This is a genomic window from Arcobacter sp. CECT 8985, from assembly GCF_004116495.1.
Classification (GTDB): domain Bacteria; phylum Campylobacterota; class Campylobacteria; order Campylobacterales; family Arcobacteraceae; genus Malaciobacter.
On record NZ_PDKC01000011.1, the window covers coordinates 34,767 to 52,021 of the forward strand.

Here is a 17,255-nt window from a genome sequence, read left to right on the forward strand (position 1 = left end):
TTAACCATTTGATATGATAATGATATGATATTTTTGCTTTATTATGTAAATTTTATGTAGTTTTAAATATATAGCCTGTATCTACTACAGTTTCAACATATTTATTAGAAAGTACCTTTCTTAGGCGTCTGATAAGACTTCTTATTGATTCTAAAGAAGCAAAGCTTCCTTCCCAAACATAGTTTTGTATAGTATCATATGTTAAAACTTGATTTCTTTTTGTTAAAAAAAGATTCATTAGCAATCGCTCTTTTTTGGTAAGTCTTAACTCTTCATTACCCAAAAATACCACAGAAGTTTTATAATCAAAATAACAATTTTCATCAAAATATATTAGATCATTTCTAATTTTACACAATCTTTGTACTTTTATTTCAAGTTCATCAATAAAAAATGGCTTTTTCAAATAATCATTACATCCAAATTCGTATGATTGTTTAATAACTTCAAGCTCTATTGAAGCACTAATTATAATAATTGGAACCTCATCATAAAACTCTCTAATTTTTTTTAATATTTTTATTCCATCAATGTTTGGAACATTAATATCTATAACAAAACAACTATACCCTTCTGTTAAATTACTATAAGCTTTTGCTCCATCAATAAAAGCATCAACTTTATAACCTTTTAAAGTTAATCTTTTTTTTATTGTTTCATTTAGTTTTTTATTATCTTCTAAAAGTAATATATTCATTTTATTCCTTTTTGTAAGGCACTTTTATGGTAAATACAACATTACCATTTAAATTTTTAACTTTTATTGAGCCATGCATTTTATCTTCTACAATTACTTTTGCCATATAAAGCCCTATTCCCGTTCCATCTTCTTTTGTAGTAAAATATGGTTCAAAAATAGATGAAACTATTTTTTCATCTATTTCTCCACCATCATCTATTATCTCTATTATATTGAAATCTTCTGCTTGTGAAATATTAATTATAATATTTCCCCTTTTATCACTATTTTTTTGCATTATTTTATTTTTTGCATTATTAATCAAATTTAGTAATACTTGTTTAAACTCGTTTTCATATCCATATACAACTAAATCTTCTTCATTTAAATAATTAAAATGCATATCTATATTTAAGTAAAATACTTGTTTGCCAATTATTTCATTAATCTCATCTAATGCTTTTTTTATTGGAAATATAACTTTTTGATTTGATGGTTTTAAAAAGTTTCTAAAATCATTTAGGGTTCTTGACATATATTGAATTTGAACCATTGAGTCTTTAACAAACTCTTCAACTTGACAATCTTTTAATTCATTTAATAAATATGAAGTTTGTATATCTTGGACTTGTGCTGATAATTCTACTAAAGGCTCATTCCATTGATGTGCAATAGCTGCAACCATATCACCCATTTCTGCTAGTTTACTTTGTTGTATTAAAAACTGTTTTTGCTGTACTCTTTCTGTTATATCATCCATAATACAAACTATTCCACCAATTCTTCCATTTATATTTTTATACACAGCTTTATTTAAAATAAAATATTTGATTTTTTTATCACTAAAATGTAAAGCCATTTCAGAAGTATCTGTTTTTAATGTTTCTAATAATTTTTCATCTATTTTTATATTTTTTTTAGCAATATCTATAGGAAAAAAATCATATGCAGTTTTCCCTACAACACTTTGTTTGCTCAAACCCATTAAATTTGCAAAAGCCAAATTACAACCAATAAATTTTCCATCTACATTTTTATAATAAATTGCGTTTGGTATTGTATCAAGCAATACTTTATCAAACTCTAATCTATTTGAAAGTGCTGTTTGTAGTTTCTTTCTTCTATTTATATTAGCTTTCATTAATATTATCAATATAATAAATACAAGCATTGTCATTACTGTAATATTTACTAAAATTTTATACTTTTTATAAAAAGAAAAAGGTTTATTTACTACTGTATAATTATCAAGATACTTTTCAATATGTATATCAAATTTTTTTAATTCATTATAATCAAAAATATATCTGTTTGGTGATTTTCTTAATATTGGTATTTGTGAGATATCTTTGCCATTTAAAACTTCCATTGCCATTTTTGCAACAGCTTCACCTTGGGCTTGAGCTGAAGTTAATAAACCACCTATCATTCCATAATTTAAATAAAAATCCCAAAGCCCATAAATTGGTACATGCGAAAGTTTTTTTATTTTTTCTAAACTCTGTTTATATGTAAAAAATTTACCTGCTTTATCTTTAAATAAAAGAACAAAAAGCAAAGCTGTATCTTTTGGTGCTTTTGATACAACTTTTTGAATCTCTTTCATTCTCATATCATCAATATATTCAATTTCAAATTTTTTTCTATATTTTGGAAAAATTTTTTCTAAATCTTGTTTCATAATAAGTCCAGTAGTTGACTTATCATTTATTATAATTAATTTCTTAAGATGTGGATGTATTTTTAAAATTAGTTCAAAATTTTTCTTTAAGTCTACTTGTTCTAATACTCCACTAACATACTTTTTCATTCCATTCTTTTTTAAAATGGATTCGTCAAAATAGTTTATTCCACAAAATAAAATAGGAGTATTTGGAAATAAACTCTTTTGATACTCTACTAAAAATTCCAATGCAGAGTTATCACTTGCAATAATTACATCAAATTTTCTATGTTTGAACTCTTCTTTGTATAAATTATATAACTTCTCATAATAGCTTTTACTAGATACTCTTTTTGTATCCATATAAACTGTTGTTAAATTAATGTTTTTTTTTGTTGAAAACTTATGTTCAATTGCTTTTGAAATATCATCTGTCCACTTATAGCCTTTGTGATAAGAGTGAAGTAAAAGTACCTCTTTAATCTTATCATTTGCATTACAAAAACAAAAAAACAATAGACTTATTAATATAAAACTTCTTTTCAAACCAATCCTTTAATAAGCCTATTATATCACTAATCTACAAAAATTACATAACCAGATTTTGGTCCATGTGCTCCAATAACTAATGATTGTTCAATATCAGCAGTTTTAGAAGGACCACTAATAAATACTCCATATTTATCATCTTCTTCAAAGCTTATTCTTTCATAAGCTTCGTGCATATTATTTACTATTTCATCTTTTTTTACAACAATCACAATATTTTCAGAAATAAAATACAAACCTCTGTGTTTATTATCTTTATTTTTAACCCACACAGCACCATTTTCAGCCACTGCAAAATTTCCTTTTACCACACAAAGTTCAATATCTTTTAATTTATGTATATCATCTTGTGCATTTGCATCAAATGTAGCTTTTGTAAAATCTTCCACATTTGAAGTTATAATTTTTGCATCTGGATAAAGATTTGTTATTGTCTCATCTAGTTGTTCTTTTTTACAAATTATTGTATTACCACCAACACTTTCTAACATCTTTTTATAATGTTCAAATTTATTTTCAAACTTCATTCCAAAGTTATCATATGAAGGAAGTTTTGTATCTACAACTACCCTATTTTCTCTAATTGAAGCTAATATTTGTTCTTTACTTGTCATCTTCAATTCCTTTTTTATAAAGTTCTTTAAAACTATTTTTTGGCATTTCTGGCATGTCTCTATTTTTACCCCAAACATTTGATTTTGAATATATTAAAGATTTTGGTAGTAAAGGTACAACTTTTCTAGCAACTTTTCCTGCTATATCAAAAAGTATAGGATGAGACATTAACCATGAAGTTGATTTAAGCATAAATTTTTTCTTTGAATCAATTATGCCTTGTTGCGTTAAATCTTGTCTATGATTATAAAGTTGAGAGTCCAAATCAATTTTTACAGGACATACATTAGTGCATGAACCACATAATGTACAAGCAAATGATAAACTTTTGTGTTTTTTAGGATCTCTAAATGTTGCTAATGAAGAACCAATTGGTCCTGGAATAACATATTCATAAGAGTGCCCTCCACTTCTTCTAAATATAGGACAAGTATTCATACATGCTCCACATCTAATACAATTTAGTGCTTTTTGATATTTTTTAGATTTTAAAAATGGTGATCTTTTATTATCTACAATTACTATATGCATTTGTCCATCAACAACTGGACCATGAAAATGCGAAGTATATGCAGTAACTGCTTGTCCTGTTGCACTTCTTGCAAGTAATCTTGTAAATACACTTAGATCTTCTAATCTAGGAATAATTTTTTCTATTCCCATACAAGCAATGTGTAATTTTGGAGTATTAGCACCCATATCTGCATTACCTTCATTTGTACAAACAACAAATCCACCAGTATTTGCAATAGCAAAATTAACACCTGTTATTCCTGCATCAGCATTTAAGAATTTTTCTCTTAAACTTGCTCTTGCAGCTCTTGTTAAATATGTAGGATCATAATTTCCTTCTTGTGTTCCTAAATGCTCATGAAATGTATCAGAAACATCTTGTTTTTTTAGGTGAATTGCAGGTAAAACAACATGAGATGGTGGCTCTTGTCTTAATTGAACAATTCTCTCACCTAAATCTGTGTCAATTACTTCTATTCCTTTTTCAATTAAATAAGGATTTAAGTGGCACTCTTCTGTTAGCATTGATTTTGATTTTACAATTTTTTTTGCATCATTATCTTTTAAAATCTTATAAACAATTTCATTATGTTCTTGTGCATCTTTTGCCCAGTGGATTTTAATCCCTCTTGCTTGTGCATTTTTTTCGAACTCTTCTAGATACTTGTCTAAATTTGCCATTGTATGAGTTTTTATACTATTTGCAAATTCTCTTAATTCTTCCCATTCTGGAATTGTTTTTGAAGTAATATCTCTTTTTTCTCTTACAAACCATAAAGCCTTATCATGCCAGTGCATTCTCTCATCGTTTGCAACGAATGCTTTTGCGTTCAATGGGTGTGGATTACTCATTATTAGCTCCTGCAAGAATTTCTACAATATGTTTTACTTTTATATTTTCATTATTTCTATTGATGATTCCATCTAAATGCATCAAACATGACATATCTGCACCTGTTATATATTGTGCATGAGAATCAATATGATCTTTTATTCTATCTTTTCCCATTGCAATAGAGATATCTTCTTCTGTAACACTAAATGTTCCACCAAAACCACAGCATTCATCTTCTCTTTTAAGTGTTACAAGTTCAATATCTTTTACTAATGACAATAAATTCTTTAGTTTTGAATCATATGGAATATTTAATTCACTAGGAGTTGCTAATTTTAACATCCTATGTCCATGACATGAATTATGAAGTCCTACTTTATGAGGGAAACTTACATCAAGTTTATCAATTTTAACAACATCATGTAAAAATTCACAAACTTCATATATTGAAGTTTTAACTTTAACATAATCAGCATCATCATCTTCAAAAAATACCCCATAGTGATCTTTTACCATTGCAACACAAGATCCGCTTGGTGCAACAATATAATCATAATCTTTAAATGTCTCTACAAATTGCTTTGCTAAAGTCTCTATATCTTTTGAACACCCTGAATTTGCCATTGGTTGACCACAACATGTTTGACTCATAGGATAATCTATATCTAATTTAAGATTTTTTAAAAGTTTGTATGTAGCAACACATACATCTGGATATAGTTCATTCATAAAGCAAGGTATAAATAACCCAATTTTCATGTAAACTCCTTTAATTATGTAACTATTTTACATAATCAATATGAAAATCTTATGATATTTTATCTATTTAGACAAATTGTAAAGTCATTGTTTAAATAATTCTCATCTATTTCAATATTATTTGTTAATTTTCTACAAAATCGTAATATCTGTGTTTTTGAAATATTAATAAATGTTTGATTTTTTAAAAAATTAAAGATAAAAGCTTTATTACTACTATAGTAGCATTTAGTAATAAATTTGAAAACATCATCTTTTTCTAAAAGATTCATAGCTCCACTACAAATATAAAAATCTTTATGTGGCAACTCATTTTCTATTATATTTAATTTCATAAAAGTGTAGTTAGGAAATCTATCTTTACAGATTGAGACCATATAATCTTCCCTATCTATACCTAAATAATCTTTTGGTAATAAATCTTTATTATCTAAAAATTTAAGGTACTCTGCAAAACCACAGCCAGCATCTGCAATTGTAGAGTTTTTAATATTGTATACAAATTTTGTGATTACTTCAAATCTTAGATATTGTGAGAATTGAGAATTCCAGTGAACTCCCCTTGCTGTAACTCCATACTCTTTTAAGGCTTGTTTATAAAATATGTGATTATCTATATTTGTCATTTTATCTGTTCTATTATTACCCCATTATCTTTTATAAATTTTGCAACTACATTTGAATTTGTATGTTCATAAGCTCTATCATAAACTATTCTTTTTATTCCACTTGCAATTAAATTTTTTGAACAATCAGCACATGGCTCTAAAGTTACATAAATAGTGGCATTTTCTATACTGATTCCTTTTCTTGCAGCCCAGATAATTGCATTCATTTCTGCATGTATTTCATAAGTTTTTGACCATTCGTGATGATCATTTGTATATTCATCATTCCAATGTTCACTACAATTTACATATCCCGAAGGTGTTCCATTATATCCCGTTGATAAAATTCTTCCATCCTTTACAATCACTGCTCCCACACGCTTTGATACGCATTTTGATGCACTTGCTATCTCATGCGCAATATTTATAAAATTTCTATCATTTAACACTTATTCTCCATTTTAAATTAGCTTATAATCATTTTTTAGCTATATTATAGCGAAATTTTACAAAAAAGGTACGTTAAATGGATTTTAAAGAAATAAAAGAACTTATTAAAGTATTTGACAAGAGCGAGCTTAATAAATTAAAGATTAAAGAGGGTGAATTTGAGATATCAATGGGGAAAGGTTTTGACGGAACTGTAGAAATGGCTCCAGTTGCACAAGCAGTTCAACAAGCTGCACCAGCAACTCCAGTTATAAGTGCTCAAACTGAAACTTCATGCACAACTGAAAAAGGAAATCAAACTTGTGCAGATACAATTAATTCACCAATGGTAGGAACATATTATGCTGCACCATCACCAAACACTGCTGCATTCGTAAAAGCTGGAGATACAGTTAAAAAAGGTCAAACTTTATGTATTATAGAAGCTATGAAAATCATGAATGAAGTAGAAGCAGAGTGTGACTGCAAAATTTTAGAAGTTTTAGTAGAAGATGGACATCCTGTAGAATATGATATGCCACTGTTTGCTATAGAAAAATTATAAGAAAGAGCTAAAATGGCTGAAATTAAAAAAATTTTAATAGCTAATAGAGGTGAGATTGTTCAAAGAGCTGTTAGAACAATTAGAGAAATGGGGAAAAAATCAGTTGCAATTTATAGTGTAGGTGATAAAGAAGCATCTTATTTAAAACATGCTGATGAAGCTGTATGTATTGGTGGAGCAAAATCAGTAGATTCATACTTAAATATTCCAGCAATTATAACTGCAGCTGAAATGACTGGTTGCGATGCAATTTTTCCAGGATATGGATTTTTATCTGAAAATCAAGATTTTGTAGAAATTTGTAGATTACATGGAATTAAATTTATTGGACCATCTGTTGATGTTATGGACAAAATGGCTGATAAATCAAAAGCAAAAGACGAAATGGTAAAAGCAGGTGTTCCTGTTGTTCCAGGAAGTGAAGGTTCTATTCACTCTGTAGAAGAGGGTAGAAAAATTGCTAGAGAGATTGGTTATCCAATCATGGCTAAAGCTTCTGCTGGTGGTGGTGGTAGAGGAATGAGATTAATCAACGACGAATCTGAATTTGACCACTTATTTATGGCAGCTTCATCTGAAGCTCTTGCGGCATTTGGTGATGGAACAATGTACCTTGAGAGATTTATCAATAACCCAAGACATATTGAAGTTCAAGTAGTTGGTGATTCGTATGGAAATGCAATTCACATAGGTGAAAGAGATTGTTCTTTACAAAGAAGACATCAAAAAGTAATAGAAGAATCTCCTGCAATTTTGTTAAATGAAGAGACAAGAAATAAACTTCATGAAGTTGCTGTAAAAGCTACAAAATATTTAAATTATGAAGGTGCTGGAACATTTGAATTCTTAGCAGATGACCAACAAAACTTCTATTTTATGGAAATGAATACAAGACTTCAAGTTGAACATCCAGTTTCTGAAATGGTATCTGGAATTGATTTAATTGAATTAATGATTAGAGTAGCAGAGGGAGAAAAAGTTCCTCCTCAAGAAAGTATTAATTTTAAAGGACATGCAATAGAGTGTAGAATTACTGCTGAAGATCCAGTATCATTCTTACCTTGTCCAGGAAAAGTAAAACAATGGATGGTACCAGGTGGGAGAAATGTAAGAGTTGATTCTCACGTTTATACTAATTATGTTGTTCCTCCTTATTATGACTCAATGATTGGTAAATTAATTGTTTGGGGAAGAGATAGAGAAAAAGCTATTAATATTATGAAAAGAGCTTTAAATGAATTTGAAGTTGAAGGAATAAAAACAACTATTCCATTTCATATGAAAATGATGAATAATGAAGACTTTAAAAACAACAACTACGACACAAAATACTTAGAAAACTATAAAGGTTAAACTTAACCTTTCTTATAGACTAGAATAAGTTCTAGTCTATAAAGCTTAAATTTATATAAATTTAGCTATACTCGCGTCAATTATTATACACATTTATATACCTATTTACTGTGACAGCTACGTATCATGGATTTTAAATTATTGACTTCCAATTTTTTAACATTAAATTTTAAATAGAACAAAAAGTTATATAACAGTGTATTTTAAATTCAAATATACGAAGGTAAAAAGTGACTTTTCAAGAGTTCAATTTTAAAAAAAATTTACAAAAATCAATCGATGATGCTGGTTTTACAGAGCCAAGTCCAATTCAACAAGACGCAATTCCTGTAATTTTAAGTGGAAAAGATATTGTGGGACAAGCTCACACAGGTACAGGGAAAACAGCAGCATTTGGTTTACCAATTTTAAATATGATGACATGCAACAATGAAGTAGAAGCAGTAGTTGTTGTTCCTACAAGAGAACTTGCTATGCAAGTTTCTGATGAAATCTTTAAATTTGGTAAAAACTTAGGTATAAATACAGCAACAGTTTATGGTGGACAATCATATAGTAGACAATTAAAACACATTGCAAATGCTTCAGTTTTAATTGCAACTCCTGGAAGATTTTTAGATCTTTTAAGAGATAAAAAAATCAATATCAAACCAAAATATGTAATTCTTGATGAAGCAGATGAAATGCTTGATATGGGATTTTTAGATGATATTAAAGAGATATTTACATTCATGCCAGAAGAAAGACAAACACTTCTATTTTCTGCAACAATGCCAAATGCTATTAAACAATTAGCAAGAACAATTTTAAAAGAACCAGAATTTGTAACAATTACAAAAAGTGAAGTTACAAACTCTAAAATTACACAATCATATTATGTAGTTGATGAGTATGAAAGAGATGCTGCATTAATAAGATTATATGATTTTAAAAATCCAGAAAAATCAATCATCTTCTGTCGCACAAAAAAGGAAGTAGATAGATTATCAACTTTCCTAGTATCTCAAGGATACAGCGCAAAAGGACTTCATGGAGATATGGAGCAAAGACAAAGAGAAGAAGTAATTAATGCATTTAAAAAAGACAAACTAGAAATTCTAATTGCGACTGATGTTGCTGCACGTGGGCTTGATGTAAATGATGTAACACATGTATTTAATTACCATATGCCATTTGATTCTGAAAGTTATGTACACAGAATTGGAAGAACTGGTAGAGCAGGGAAAGAGGGTGCTGCAATTTCAATTGTTTCTCCTCATGAATTTAAAATGATTCAAAAAATTCAAAAAGCTACTGGTGGAAAATTAGAAGCAAAAATTATTCCTGATATCAAATCAGTAAAAGATATTAAAACAAATAAATTAGTATCAAAAATTAAAGAGCAAAAAGTATATGATTCTGCACTTGAAGTTGTTGAATCATTAAAAGAAGAGTATGATATCTCAACAATTGCATTTAAACTTGCATCAATGCTTACAAACTCTACATTTGTAAAAGGTAATAATAATATTGGTAAATCTCAAAAAGATATAGAGAGATTAATTGCTAATATTGCAAGAACTGGAGGAAATGATAGAGGTGGAAGAAGACCAAGAGGTGGAAACAGAAATAGTTCAAACAGAAATGGTGGAAGAAATAGAAATTCTGGAGGAGGTTCTAGAAATAGATCTAACTCATCATCTTCATCAAACAGAAGAAAACACTAGTAACTAAATAAATAAGTGAATTTTCACTTATTTATTTCTATAAAATTTAACTAAAGCACTTTTTGCTTTTTTAAAAGCTGCTTTAGTATCCCTACCAAACCCTCTAAAAACACCATCATTATTAAAAAGTTCAACCATTTCAAGCTTACCTTGTTCAGTCTCAATTACTCTAAAAACATCAAACTTTCTTCTAATTTTTTCTATTTTTGGAATATCATTTGATGTTAATATTTTAAAAGTTAACATTTTTACTCCTTTTATCTATATTATATAGTTATTATATATATAAATTCTTAAAAATAAATAAAAGAAAATTTTATAATGTTACATTTAATAAATTACAATAATAAATTTACAAAAAAATTAGGAATATAATATAGAGAATTAAAATATAATAAATATTTTGGTTATATAAAGATTAAGCTTAATTAAAGGTTTTGTAATGAGTTATCCAATATAATCTTATAAAAATTAGATTTCAAAATGGTTACACAAAGGGTTACATTGGATTTTCAAACAATCAAGAAAATGGACAAAGCTGCTGAAAAAACACTTCCAGGCTTTGCAAAATTATCATTGGGACTTTTATTTATTGTAGTTGTTTTCTTATGGAGTTACACTTCACATGGTAATGTTCCTAACAACTCATTTTTAATTATAGGTGCAGTTTTTGGTGCCTATATGGCTATGAATATTGGGGCAAATGATGTTGCAAATAATGTAGGTCCAGCAGTTGGGTCTAAAGCAATGACAATGTTTTGGGCAATTGTAGTTGCCGCAACTTTTGAAGCACTTGGAGCATTAATTGCAGGTGGAGAAGTTGTAAAAACAATAAAAAAAGGAATTATTGATCCAGCACTAATTTCTAATCCTGATATATTTATTTGGGCGATGACAGCAGCATTATTATCTGCTGCATTATGGTTAAACTTTGCAACATCTGTTGGAGCACCTGTTTCAACAACTCACTCAATTGTAGGGGGAGTAATGGGAGCAGGAATTGCTGCAGCTGGATTTAGTATTGTTTCATGGGGAACAATGGCTAAAATTGCTTCTTCTTGGATAATCTCTCCAATTTTGGGTGGAATTATTGCAGCAGCTTTTCTATATTTTATTAAAAAGAAAATTATGTATCAAAAGGATATGATTGCAGCAGCAAATAAATTTGTACCTTACTTAGTAGCTTTTATGTCTTGGGCTTTTGGGACATATATTATTTTAAAAGGCATGAAAAAAATAATAAAACTTGATTTTATGACTGCTTTAAGCCTTGGACTTATTATTGCTATTATTGTATTTTTCTTAATTAAACCTCTTGTTAATAAAGCCTCTAAAAAAATAGAAAACACAAGAGTTGGAATAAACTCTTTATTTACTATTCCTTTAATTTTTGCAGCTGCACTTCTTTCTTTTGCTCATGGTGCCAATGATGTTGCAAATGCAATTGGACCACTTGCGGCTATTAATGATGCAGTAATGAATGCTGAAATTGCATCAAAAGTTGGAATTCCATTTTGGGTTATGTTTGTTGGTGCAGTTGGTATTGCAATTGGACTTGCACTTTATGGACCAAAATTAATTAAAACAGTGGGTTCAGAGATAACTGAACTTGATCAAGTAAGAGCATATGCTATTGCAATGGCAGCAGCAGTTACAGTTATTCTTGCTAGTCAATTAGGACTTCCTGTATCTTCAACTCATATTGCAGTTGGGGGAGTATTTGGAGTAGGGTTTCTAAGAGAATTTCTTGATTCAAGTGAATCTAAAATGTTAAGTGATATTAGAAGAAAATTTAAAAAAGACAAAAAAATATTAGAAAAATATGAAGAAGAATTAACTGAACTTGAAAATAAAGAGAAAAAAAGCAAATCTGATTATATCAGAGTTGTTGAATTATACAAAGTAATTGAAGAAAAAGTAGAACAAGTAAGAATTGAGAAACGAGACTTTAAAGCTAAAAAAAGTGTAAAATATGTAAAAAGAGATGCCGTTAAAAAAATCATTGCTGCATGGGTTATTACAGTGCCTGCTGCTGCATTATTATCTGCTTCTATTTTCTTTATGATTAAAGGTATTATGTCGTAATATTACGACAAATACCTGCTTTATAATCATTACTAATAAAAACATAAAATATATATTTGCTACTTTATGATAAAATAAATCTATTATTTCATAAAGGCATATAAATCGAAACACTTATTTCTGTACTTCCTGTATATTTTTTTATTGTATTAGGCTTTATATTAAAAAAAAGTTTTCAAGAAAAAATTCACGATAAAAGTTATGTAATTTTATCCTTTTACTTTCTTCAGCCAATGCTTATATTTTGGGGACTAACTAGATCTCCTATTGATTATGCGTTTATTATGTCACCATTGATTTATCTAGTTATACTTCTTACTGTATTTATACTAGTTTTAATTGTTTCAAAAAAAATATTTACAGACTCAAAAGATAAAACTATTTTTATTGCAGTTTCTTTAGTTGGAAATACAGGAAATATTGGAGTTCCCTTAGGAATTGCACTTTTTGGAGAACAATCAGTTCCATATACAAGTATAATAAATCTTGCATGCACTTTATATATTTATATTTTCAGTGTATATTTCTTTGCAAAAGATAGTTTTACTATAAAAAAATCGATTCAATCTATTTTAAAACTTCCTGGTATTTGGGTTGCACTATTTGCTATTTTAATTAATCACTTCTCAATTCCTATTCATAAAGATATTTCAAAAGTTTTAGAAATGGGTGCATACTCATCAATGGTAATTCAATTAATGATTTTTGGTATTTATCTTTCAGAAGTAAAAATTAAAACAATGAATTGGAAATTATCATTATCTCTTAGTATAGTAAAACATATAATTCTTCCTGCAGTTGGAATTTTATTTATATTATATAGTAATATAGATGCTTATGTTGGAGCAATAATACTTATGCAACTTATGGTACCACTTGCAGTAAATAATGTTAATTTGGCAGCTTTATATAACTGTAAACCACATGCTGTAACTGCTAGTGTATTAATCTCTACAATATGTTTTTCATTGTTACTATATTTTTACATTCATTTAATTAGATATTTTTTAGGAGTTTTATAAATGTGTGGAATTTTAGGAACCAATTTTAATAGTTTAAACTTCAAACAGGCTATTAAATATATTGAAAATAGAGGCCCTGATTTTCAAGCTATAAAAACTATAAACAATAATAACTTTGCACATACAAGATTATCTATAATTGACCTTGATAATGAAGCAAATCAGCCAATGATTTTTGATGAAATATTAATTGTGTTTAATGGTGAGATTTATAATTATAAAGAATTAATAAAACAACATAATCTAAAATGTAAAACAAAATCAGATACAGAAGTTATAATAAGACTTTATGAAAAATATCAAAAAGATTTTTTAAACTATTTAAATGGAATGTTTAGTTTTTGTATTTATGATATAAAAAAAGATAGTTTCTTTTGTGCTAGAGATAGATATGGTAAAAAGCCATTTTTTTACTATTATAAAAATAATAAGTTTATTTTCTCATCTTCAATAAAATCAATTCTTACGCTACTAGATGAAACGCCTAAACTAAATAAAGTAGCACTGTCTCAATATATGCAATATTTTGTTAGTTTAGCAGATAATACTTTCTATCAAGATATAAAAAAACTTGAAGCCTCAAGCTATTTGGAACTTCAAAACTCAAATCTTACAATAAAAAAATATTATAAAATAAATACCTACAAAAAAATAAAAGATGAGCAAACAGCTTTAAAAGATATTGAAGAATTAATTATAAGTAGTATAGAACAAAGATTAACTTCAGATGTAGAAGTTGGTTCACTTCTTAGTGGGGGAATTGATAGTTCTTTAATATCTGCACTTTATACAAAAATTAGTGGCAAAAAAATAAATACTTTTAGTGTTGGATATGAAGATTATAAAAGCTATAGCGAACTTGATTATGCAAAAATTACAGCAGATCACATAGGTTCAAATCATCACCCCTTAGTTATAGGTCAAAAAGAGTTTATTGATTCTTTTGAAGATGTATTAGATGCTCTTGAAGAACCACATGCAGATAGTGCAGCCTTTCCTTTATATTTATTGACAAATAAGATAAAAAACCAAGGAATAAAGACTGTATTGAGTGGAGAAGGTAGTGATGAAATATTTTTAGGATATGATAATTATGCTAAGTTCTTAAAATATTATGAGTTTGAAAAAACATTACAACCTAACCAAACAGAGTTTTTAGATACAATCATTTCAGCACTTCAAAATAATACAAAAGAGAGTGAATATTTAAGAAGAATTATAAAAAAACAGACCTTATACAATGGCTTTGGAGAAGTCTTTACTTCAATTCAAAAGAAAAGATTATTTAAAAAAGTACCTACTTTCAAGCAAGAGAGAGTAAAAAAAGATCCAGTTGATTGGATGAGTTATACAGATTTAAAAGTATGGTTAGGACAAAGTTTATTGAGTAAAGTTGATAAAATTTCAATGGCTAACTCCCTTGAAGTTAGAACTCCATTTTTAGATTATAGATTAGTTGATTATCTTTTTAGTGTTGAATCTAAAATCAAAGTAGGAGATACAAACAAATATTTACTAAAAAAAATAGCATCAAAATATATCCCAAAAAAGATTATTAATAGAACAAAAAAGGGATTCAATTCACCTTTTAATGAGTGGATACATAATGAATATAAAGATTCTATTTTAAATACTATTTTATATGTAAATAAAAAAACGGATCTATTTAATGAGCAATATATAAAAAATATTTATGAACTTGCAAAAAATAGAAAATTTAAACAGCACCTTTGGTCTTTATACATTTTTTCATTATGGTATAAAAAACAATATTTATAAAATTTTTATATACCATTTTAAAACAAGATTAGATATGATTCCAAAAGCTAACAAAGAAGCGAGGGGAACATGAATATACTTATTCCAGTAGATATAAATAGCAGATTTGAAGCAGTTATATCATCAATTGAAGAATCAAATTATTGGGCCTATATCGATTTAGATGATGGGCAAATAGTTAATTGTGAGTTTTTAAAATACAAAGAAGATACAAATTGTTGGATTGACCATATTATAATTATTAATAAAGATGATTATAAAGAGGAATTTAAACAAAAAGAGTTTTCAGTTTTAAAAACGACTACTCAAAAAAGTATTGATGAAATTATTGAGGCTTTATTACTAAATAAACTTATAAAATTAAAACCTTAATATGATAAGTTTTACAAAAGAAGATTTGAATATATTAGATAAAATTATTAGTTCTAGAAGAGATGTAAGAGGTAATAATTTTATTGATAAAAAAGTATCAAATAAAAAATTAAATATTATATTAGAATCTGCACTTAAGGCACCTTCAGTGGGGTATTCACAACCTTGGGCTTTTAAAATAGTAAGAAGTAAAGATGAAAAAAATAAAATCTACAAAAACTTCAAAAGAAACTACTTAAAAAGTTTTCCAAAATTTGAAAATAGACCTCTTTATAAAAAACTGAAACTTGAGGGAATAAAAGAATCTTCTATTAATATTGCTGTATTTTATAAGAAAAGTAATAAAGAGGTTTTAGGACAAACATATATGAAAAGAAGTGGCGAATACTCTGTTGTTTGTGCTATTCATAATATGTGGCTAACTGCTAGAGTAATGGGCATTGGAATAGGTTGGGTATCTATCATAAAACCAAAAAAAGTTCGAAAAATTCTAAAGGTATCAAAAGAGTACAAACTTATTGGATATTTGTGTGTTGGTTATACTAAAAATTTTTTAGATCAACCTGAGTTAAAAAAAGTTGGCTGGGATAAAAAGAAAAATTTACATGATTGTATTTTGAATTAAAGGGAGAAAAATGAAAAAATCAATCATAAAAGTATTTATACTTTTAACAATGTTTATATTAATAGCCACAACTGCAAATGCAAGAGAATATAGACTTAAAATGGCAACTACATGGGGAAAAACAGCTTCACCTTTAATAGACATTGCAAAAGAGGCTGCTAGCCTTGCTCAAACAATGTCAAATGGAGAGTTAAAAATTAGAGTTGATAGTGCAAATAAACATAAAGCACCATTTGACGTATTAGATATGGTAAAAGCAGGGCAGTATGATATAGGTCATAGTGCTTCATATTATTGGAAAGGTAAGGATATAAATACTTTACCTTTTACTTCTATGCCATTTGGAATGACTGCACCTGAGCAGTACGCATGGTTTTACTATGGAGGAGGGCTAGAACTTATGCAAAAAGCATATAAAAGACATAAAGTTCTATCTTTTCCAGGAGGGAATACAGGTGTTCAAATGGGAGGATGGTTTAAAAAACAGATAAATTCACTCTCTGATTTAAAAGGTCTAAAAATGAGAATTCCAGGTTTTGCTGGTGAGATTATGGCAAAAGTAGGTGTACTTGTTACAAATGTAGCACCTGGTGAGCTTTATACATCATTAGAAAGAGGTAATATTGATGCTTTAGAATGGGTAGGGCCATCAATGGATATAAAAATGGGATTTCATAGAGTTGCAAAATATTATTACACTGGTTGGCATGAGCCAGCTTCAGAGATGCAGTTTATAGTAAATAAAAGAACTTATAATAAATTGCCAAAAAGATTACAAAAAGTTTTAGTATTAGCATTTAAATTAGCAGCATATGATATGTATATTAAAAACTATGATTTAAATGCAAAAGCATGGGAAAAGATGAAAAAACAGTATCCACAAATAAAAGTAAAATCTTTCCCAAAAGATGTAATGCAAGCACTTAAAAAAGCCAACAATGAGTTAAGAGCTAAAATGGCTGCAAAATCACCAATTTTAAAAGAGGTTTTCAAATCTCAAGAAGAGTATATGAAAATAGCAAGGGATTGGACAAAAATATCTAATTACCAATATATAAAAAGTAGTTTAGAGTAGGTCTTTTAAGAGTTTTTACACTC

General features: G+C 27.9%; 17 protein-coding genes. 9 read left to right on the forward strand and 8 right to left on the reverse strand.

The features are described 5' to 3' along the window. Positions 1 to 52: 52 nt before the first annotated feature. From CRU93_RS06590 to CRU93_RS06620, 7 genes are read right to left on the reverse strand one after another with little or no spacing between them, the layout of a single operon-like run. A complete protein-coding gene (locus tag CRU93_RS06590) occupies positions 53 to 697 on the reverse strand; it encodes a response regulator transcription factor (RefSeq protein ID WP_129103393.1) in 645 nt (214 codons plus the stop codon). Between the two features lies 1 nt (position 698). Next, positions 699 to 2,888 (reverse strand): ABC transporter substrate binding protein, encoded by a 2,190-nt coding sequence (locus CRU93_RS06595; RefSeq protein ID WP_129103394.1) that lies wholly within the window; start codon positions 2,886 to 2,888, stop codon positions 699 to 701. Positions 2,889 to 2,917: 29 nt separating this feature from the next. After that, on the reverse strand, positions 2,918 to 3,505 hold the full coding sequence (locus CRU93_RS06600) for an LUD domain-containing protein (RefSeq protein ID WP_129103395.1): 588 nt from the start codon (positions 3,503 to 3,505) through the stop codon (positions 2,918 to 2,920). Then, a complete protein-coding gene (locus CRU93_RS06605; protein ID WP_129103396.1) occupies positions 3,495 to 4,871 on the reverse strand; it encodes a lactate utilization protein B in 1,377 nt (458 codons plus the stop codon). The genes CRU93_RS06600 and CRU93_RS06605 overlap by 11 nt, the downstream gene beginning before the upstream one ends. Next, entirely contained in the window at positions 4,864 to 5,613 is a 750-nt protein-coding gene (locus CRU93_RS06610; protein WP_129103397.1) for a (Fe-S)-binding protein, read from the reverse strand. Before CRU93_RS06610 ends, CRU93_RS06605 begins: the two co-directional genes overlap by 8 nt. 59 nt (positions 5,614 to 5,672) lie before the next feature. Beyond that, entirely contained in the window at positions 5,673 to 6,239 is a 567-nt protein-coding gene (locus CRU93_RS06615) for a class I SAM-dependent methyltransferase (RefSeq protein WP_129103398.1), read from the reverse strand. Next, positions 6,236 to 6,670, reverse strand: a complete 435-nt coding sequence (locus tag CRU93_RS06620) for a deaminase (RefSeq protein WP_129103399.1) — start codon at positions 6,668 to 6,670, stop codon at positions 6,236 to 6,238. Before CRU93_RS06620 ends, CRU93_RS06615 begins: the two co-directional genes overlap by 4 nt. 77 nt (positions 6,671 to 6,747) lie before the next feature. Between CRU93_RS06620 and accB the strand changes: the two genes are divergently transcribed. From accB to CRU93_RS06635, 3 genes are all read left to right on the forward strand, one after another. Continuing rightward, positions 6,748 to 7,215 (forward strand): acetyl-CoA carboxylase biotin carboxyl carrier protein, encoded by a 468-nt coding sequence (accB, locus tag CRU93_RS06625; protein ID WP_129103400.1) that lies wholly within the window; start codon positions 6,748 to 6,750, stop codon positions 7,213 to 7,215. Between the two features lie 12 nt (positions 7,216 to 7,227). Further along, the gene (locus CRU93_RS06630; RefSeq protein WP_129103401.1) at positions 7,228 to 8,568 is read left to right on the forward strand and encodes an acetyl-CoA carboxylase biotin carboxylase subunit; all 1,341 of its coding nucleotides are present in this window, start codon (positions 7,228 to 7,230) and stop codon (positions 8,566 to 8,568) included. A gap of 230 nt (positions 8,569 to 8,798) precedes the next feature. Further along, positions 8,799 to 10,274 (forward strand): DEAD/DEAH box helicase, encoded by a 1,476-nt coding sequence (locus CRU93_RS06635; protein WP_129103402.1) that lies wholly within the window; start codon positions 8,799 to 8,801, stop codon positions 10,272 to 10,274. Positions 10,275 to 10,301: 27 nt separating this feature from the next. Here the strand turns inward: CRU93_RS06635 and CRU93_RS06640 are convergent, their stop codons facing one another. After that, positions 10,302 to 10,520, reverse strand: coding sequence for a hypothetical protein (locus CRU93_RS06640; protein ID WP_129103403.1), 219 nt, complete (start codon positions 10,518 to 10,520; stop codon positions 10,302 to 10,304). Positions 10,521 to 10,757: 237 nt separating this feature from the next. Here CRU93_RS06640 and CRU93_RS06645 point away from each other — a divergent pair, with 237 nt between their 5' ends. The 6 genes from CRU93_RS06645 to CRU93_RS06670 all read left to right on the forward strand — a co-directional run bounded on the left by CRU93_RS06645 (position 10,758) and on the right by CRU93_RS06670 (position 17,232). After that, positions 10,758 to 12,359, forward strand: a complete 1,602-nt coding sequence (locus CRU93_RS06645) for an inorganic phosphate transporter (RefSeq protein WP_129103404.1) — start codon at positions 10,758 to 10,760, stop codon at positions 12,357 to 12,359. 116 nt (positions 12,360 to 12,475) lie between these two features. Beyond that, entirely contained in the window at positions 12,476 to 13,381 is a 906-nt protein-coding gene (locus CRU93_RS06650; protein WP_258238853.1) for an AEC family transporter, read from the forward strand. After that, on the forward strand, positions 13,382 to 15,160 hold the full coding sequence (gene asnB / locus CRU93_RS06655) for an asparagine synthase (glutamine-hydrolyzing) (RefSeq protein WP_129103406.1): 1,779 nt from the start codon (positions 13,382 to 13,384) through the stop codon (positions 15,158 to 15,160). It abuts the gene before it with no gap. 69 nt (positions 15,161 to 15,229) lie between these two features. Then, a complete protein-coding gene (locus CRU93_RS06660) occupies positions 15,230 to 15,532 on the forward strand; it encodes a hypothetical protein (protein WP_129103407.1) in 303 nt (100 codons plus the stop codon). Position 15,533: 1 nt separating this feature from the next. Continuing rightward, positions 15,534 to 16,157, forward strand: coding sequence for a 5,6-dimethylbenzimidazole synthase (gene bluB, locus CRU93_RS06665; RefSeq protein WP_129103408.1), 624 nt, complete (start codon positions 15,534 to 15,536; stop codon positions 16,155 to 16,157). Positions 16,158 to 16,167: 10 nt separating this feature from the next. Then, positions 16,168 to 17,232: a TRAP transporter substrate-binding protein gene (locus CRU93_RS06670; protein ID WP_129103409.1), complete on the forward strand. Its 1,065-nt coding sequence runs from the start codon at positions 16,168 to 16,170 to the stop codon at positions 17,230 to 17,232. Positions 17,233 to 17,255 lie beyond the last annotated feature (23 nt).

Excerpts from the sequence above, each read along its gene's own strand:
- CRU93_RS06590 (WP_129103393.1), bottom strand. The coding sequence starts at position 697 with ATGAATATATTACTTTTAGAAGATAATAAAAAACTAAATGAAACAATA.
- CRU93_RS06600 (WP_129103395.1), bottom strand. The coding sequence starts at position 3,505 with ATGACAAGTAAAGAACAAATATTAGCTTCAATTAGAGAAAATAGGGTA.
- CRU93_RS06605 (WP_129103396.1), bottom strand. The coding sequence starts at position 4,871 with ATGAGTAATCCACACCCATTGAACGCAAAAGCATTCGTTGCAAACGAT.
- CRU93_RS06610 (WP_129103397.1), bottom strand. The coding sequence starts at position 5,613 with ATGAAAATTGGGTTATTTATACCTTGCTTTATGAATGAACTATATCCA.
- CRU93_RS06615 (WP_129103398.1), bottom strand. The coding sequence starts at position 6,239 with ATGACAAATATAGATAATCACATATTTTATAAACAAGCCTTAAAAGAG.
- accB (WP_129103400.1), top strand. The coding sequence starts at position 6,748 with ATGGATTTTAAAGAAATAAAAGAACTTATTAAAGTATTTGACAAGAGC.
- CRU93_RS06630 (WP_129103401.1), top strand. The coding sequence starts at position 7,228 with ATGGCTGAAATTAAAAAAATTTTAATAGCTAATAGAGGTGAGATTGTT.
- CRU93_RS06640 (WP_129103403.1), bottom strand. The coding sequence starts at position 10,520 with ATGTTAACTTTTAAAATATTAACATCAAATGATATTCCAAAAATAGAA.
- CRU93_RS06645 (WP_129103404.1), top strand. The coding sequence starts at position 10,758 with ATGGTTACACAAAGGGTTACATTGGATTTTCAAACAATCAAGAAAATG.
- asnB (WP_129103406.1), top strand. The coding sequence starts at position 13,382 with ATGTGTGGAATTTTAGGAACCAATTTTAATAGTTTAAACTTCAAACAG.
- CRU93_RS06660 (WP_129103407.1), top strand. The coding sequence starts at position 15,230 with ATGAATATACTTATTCCAGTAGATATAAATAGCAGATTTGAAGCAGTT.
- bluB (WP_129103408.1), top strand. The coding sequence starts at position 15,534 with ATGATAAGTTTTACAAAAGAAGATTTGAATATATTAGATAAAATTATT.
- CRU93_RS06670 (WP_129103409.1), top strand. The coding sequence starts at position 16,168 with ATGAAAAAATCAATCATAAAAGTATTTATACTTTTAACAATGTTTATA.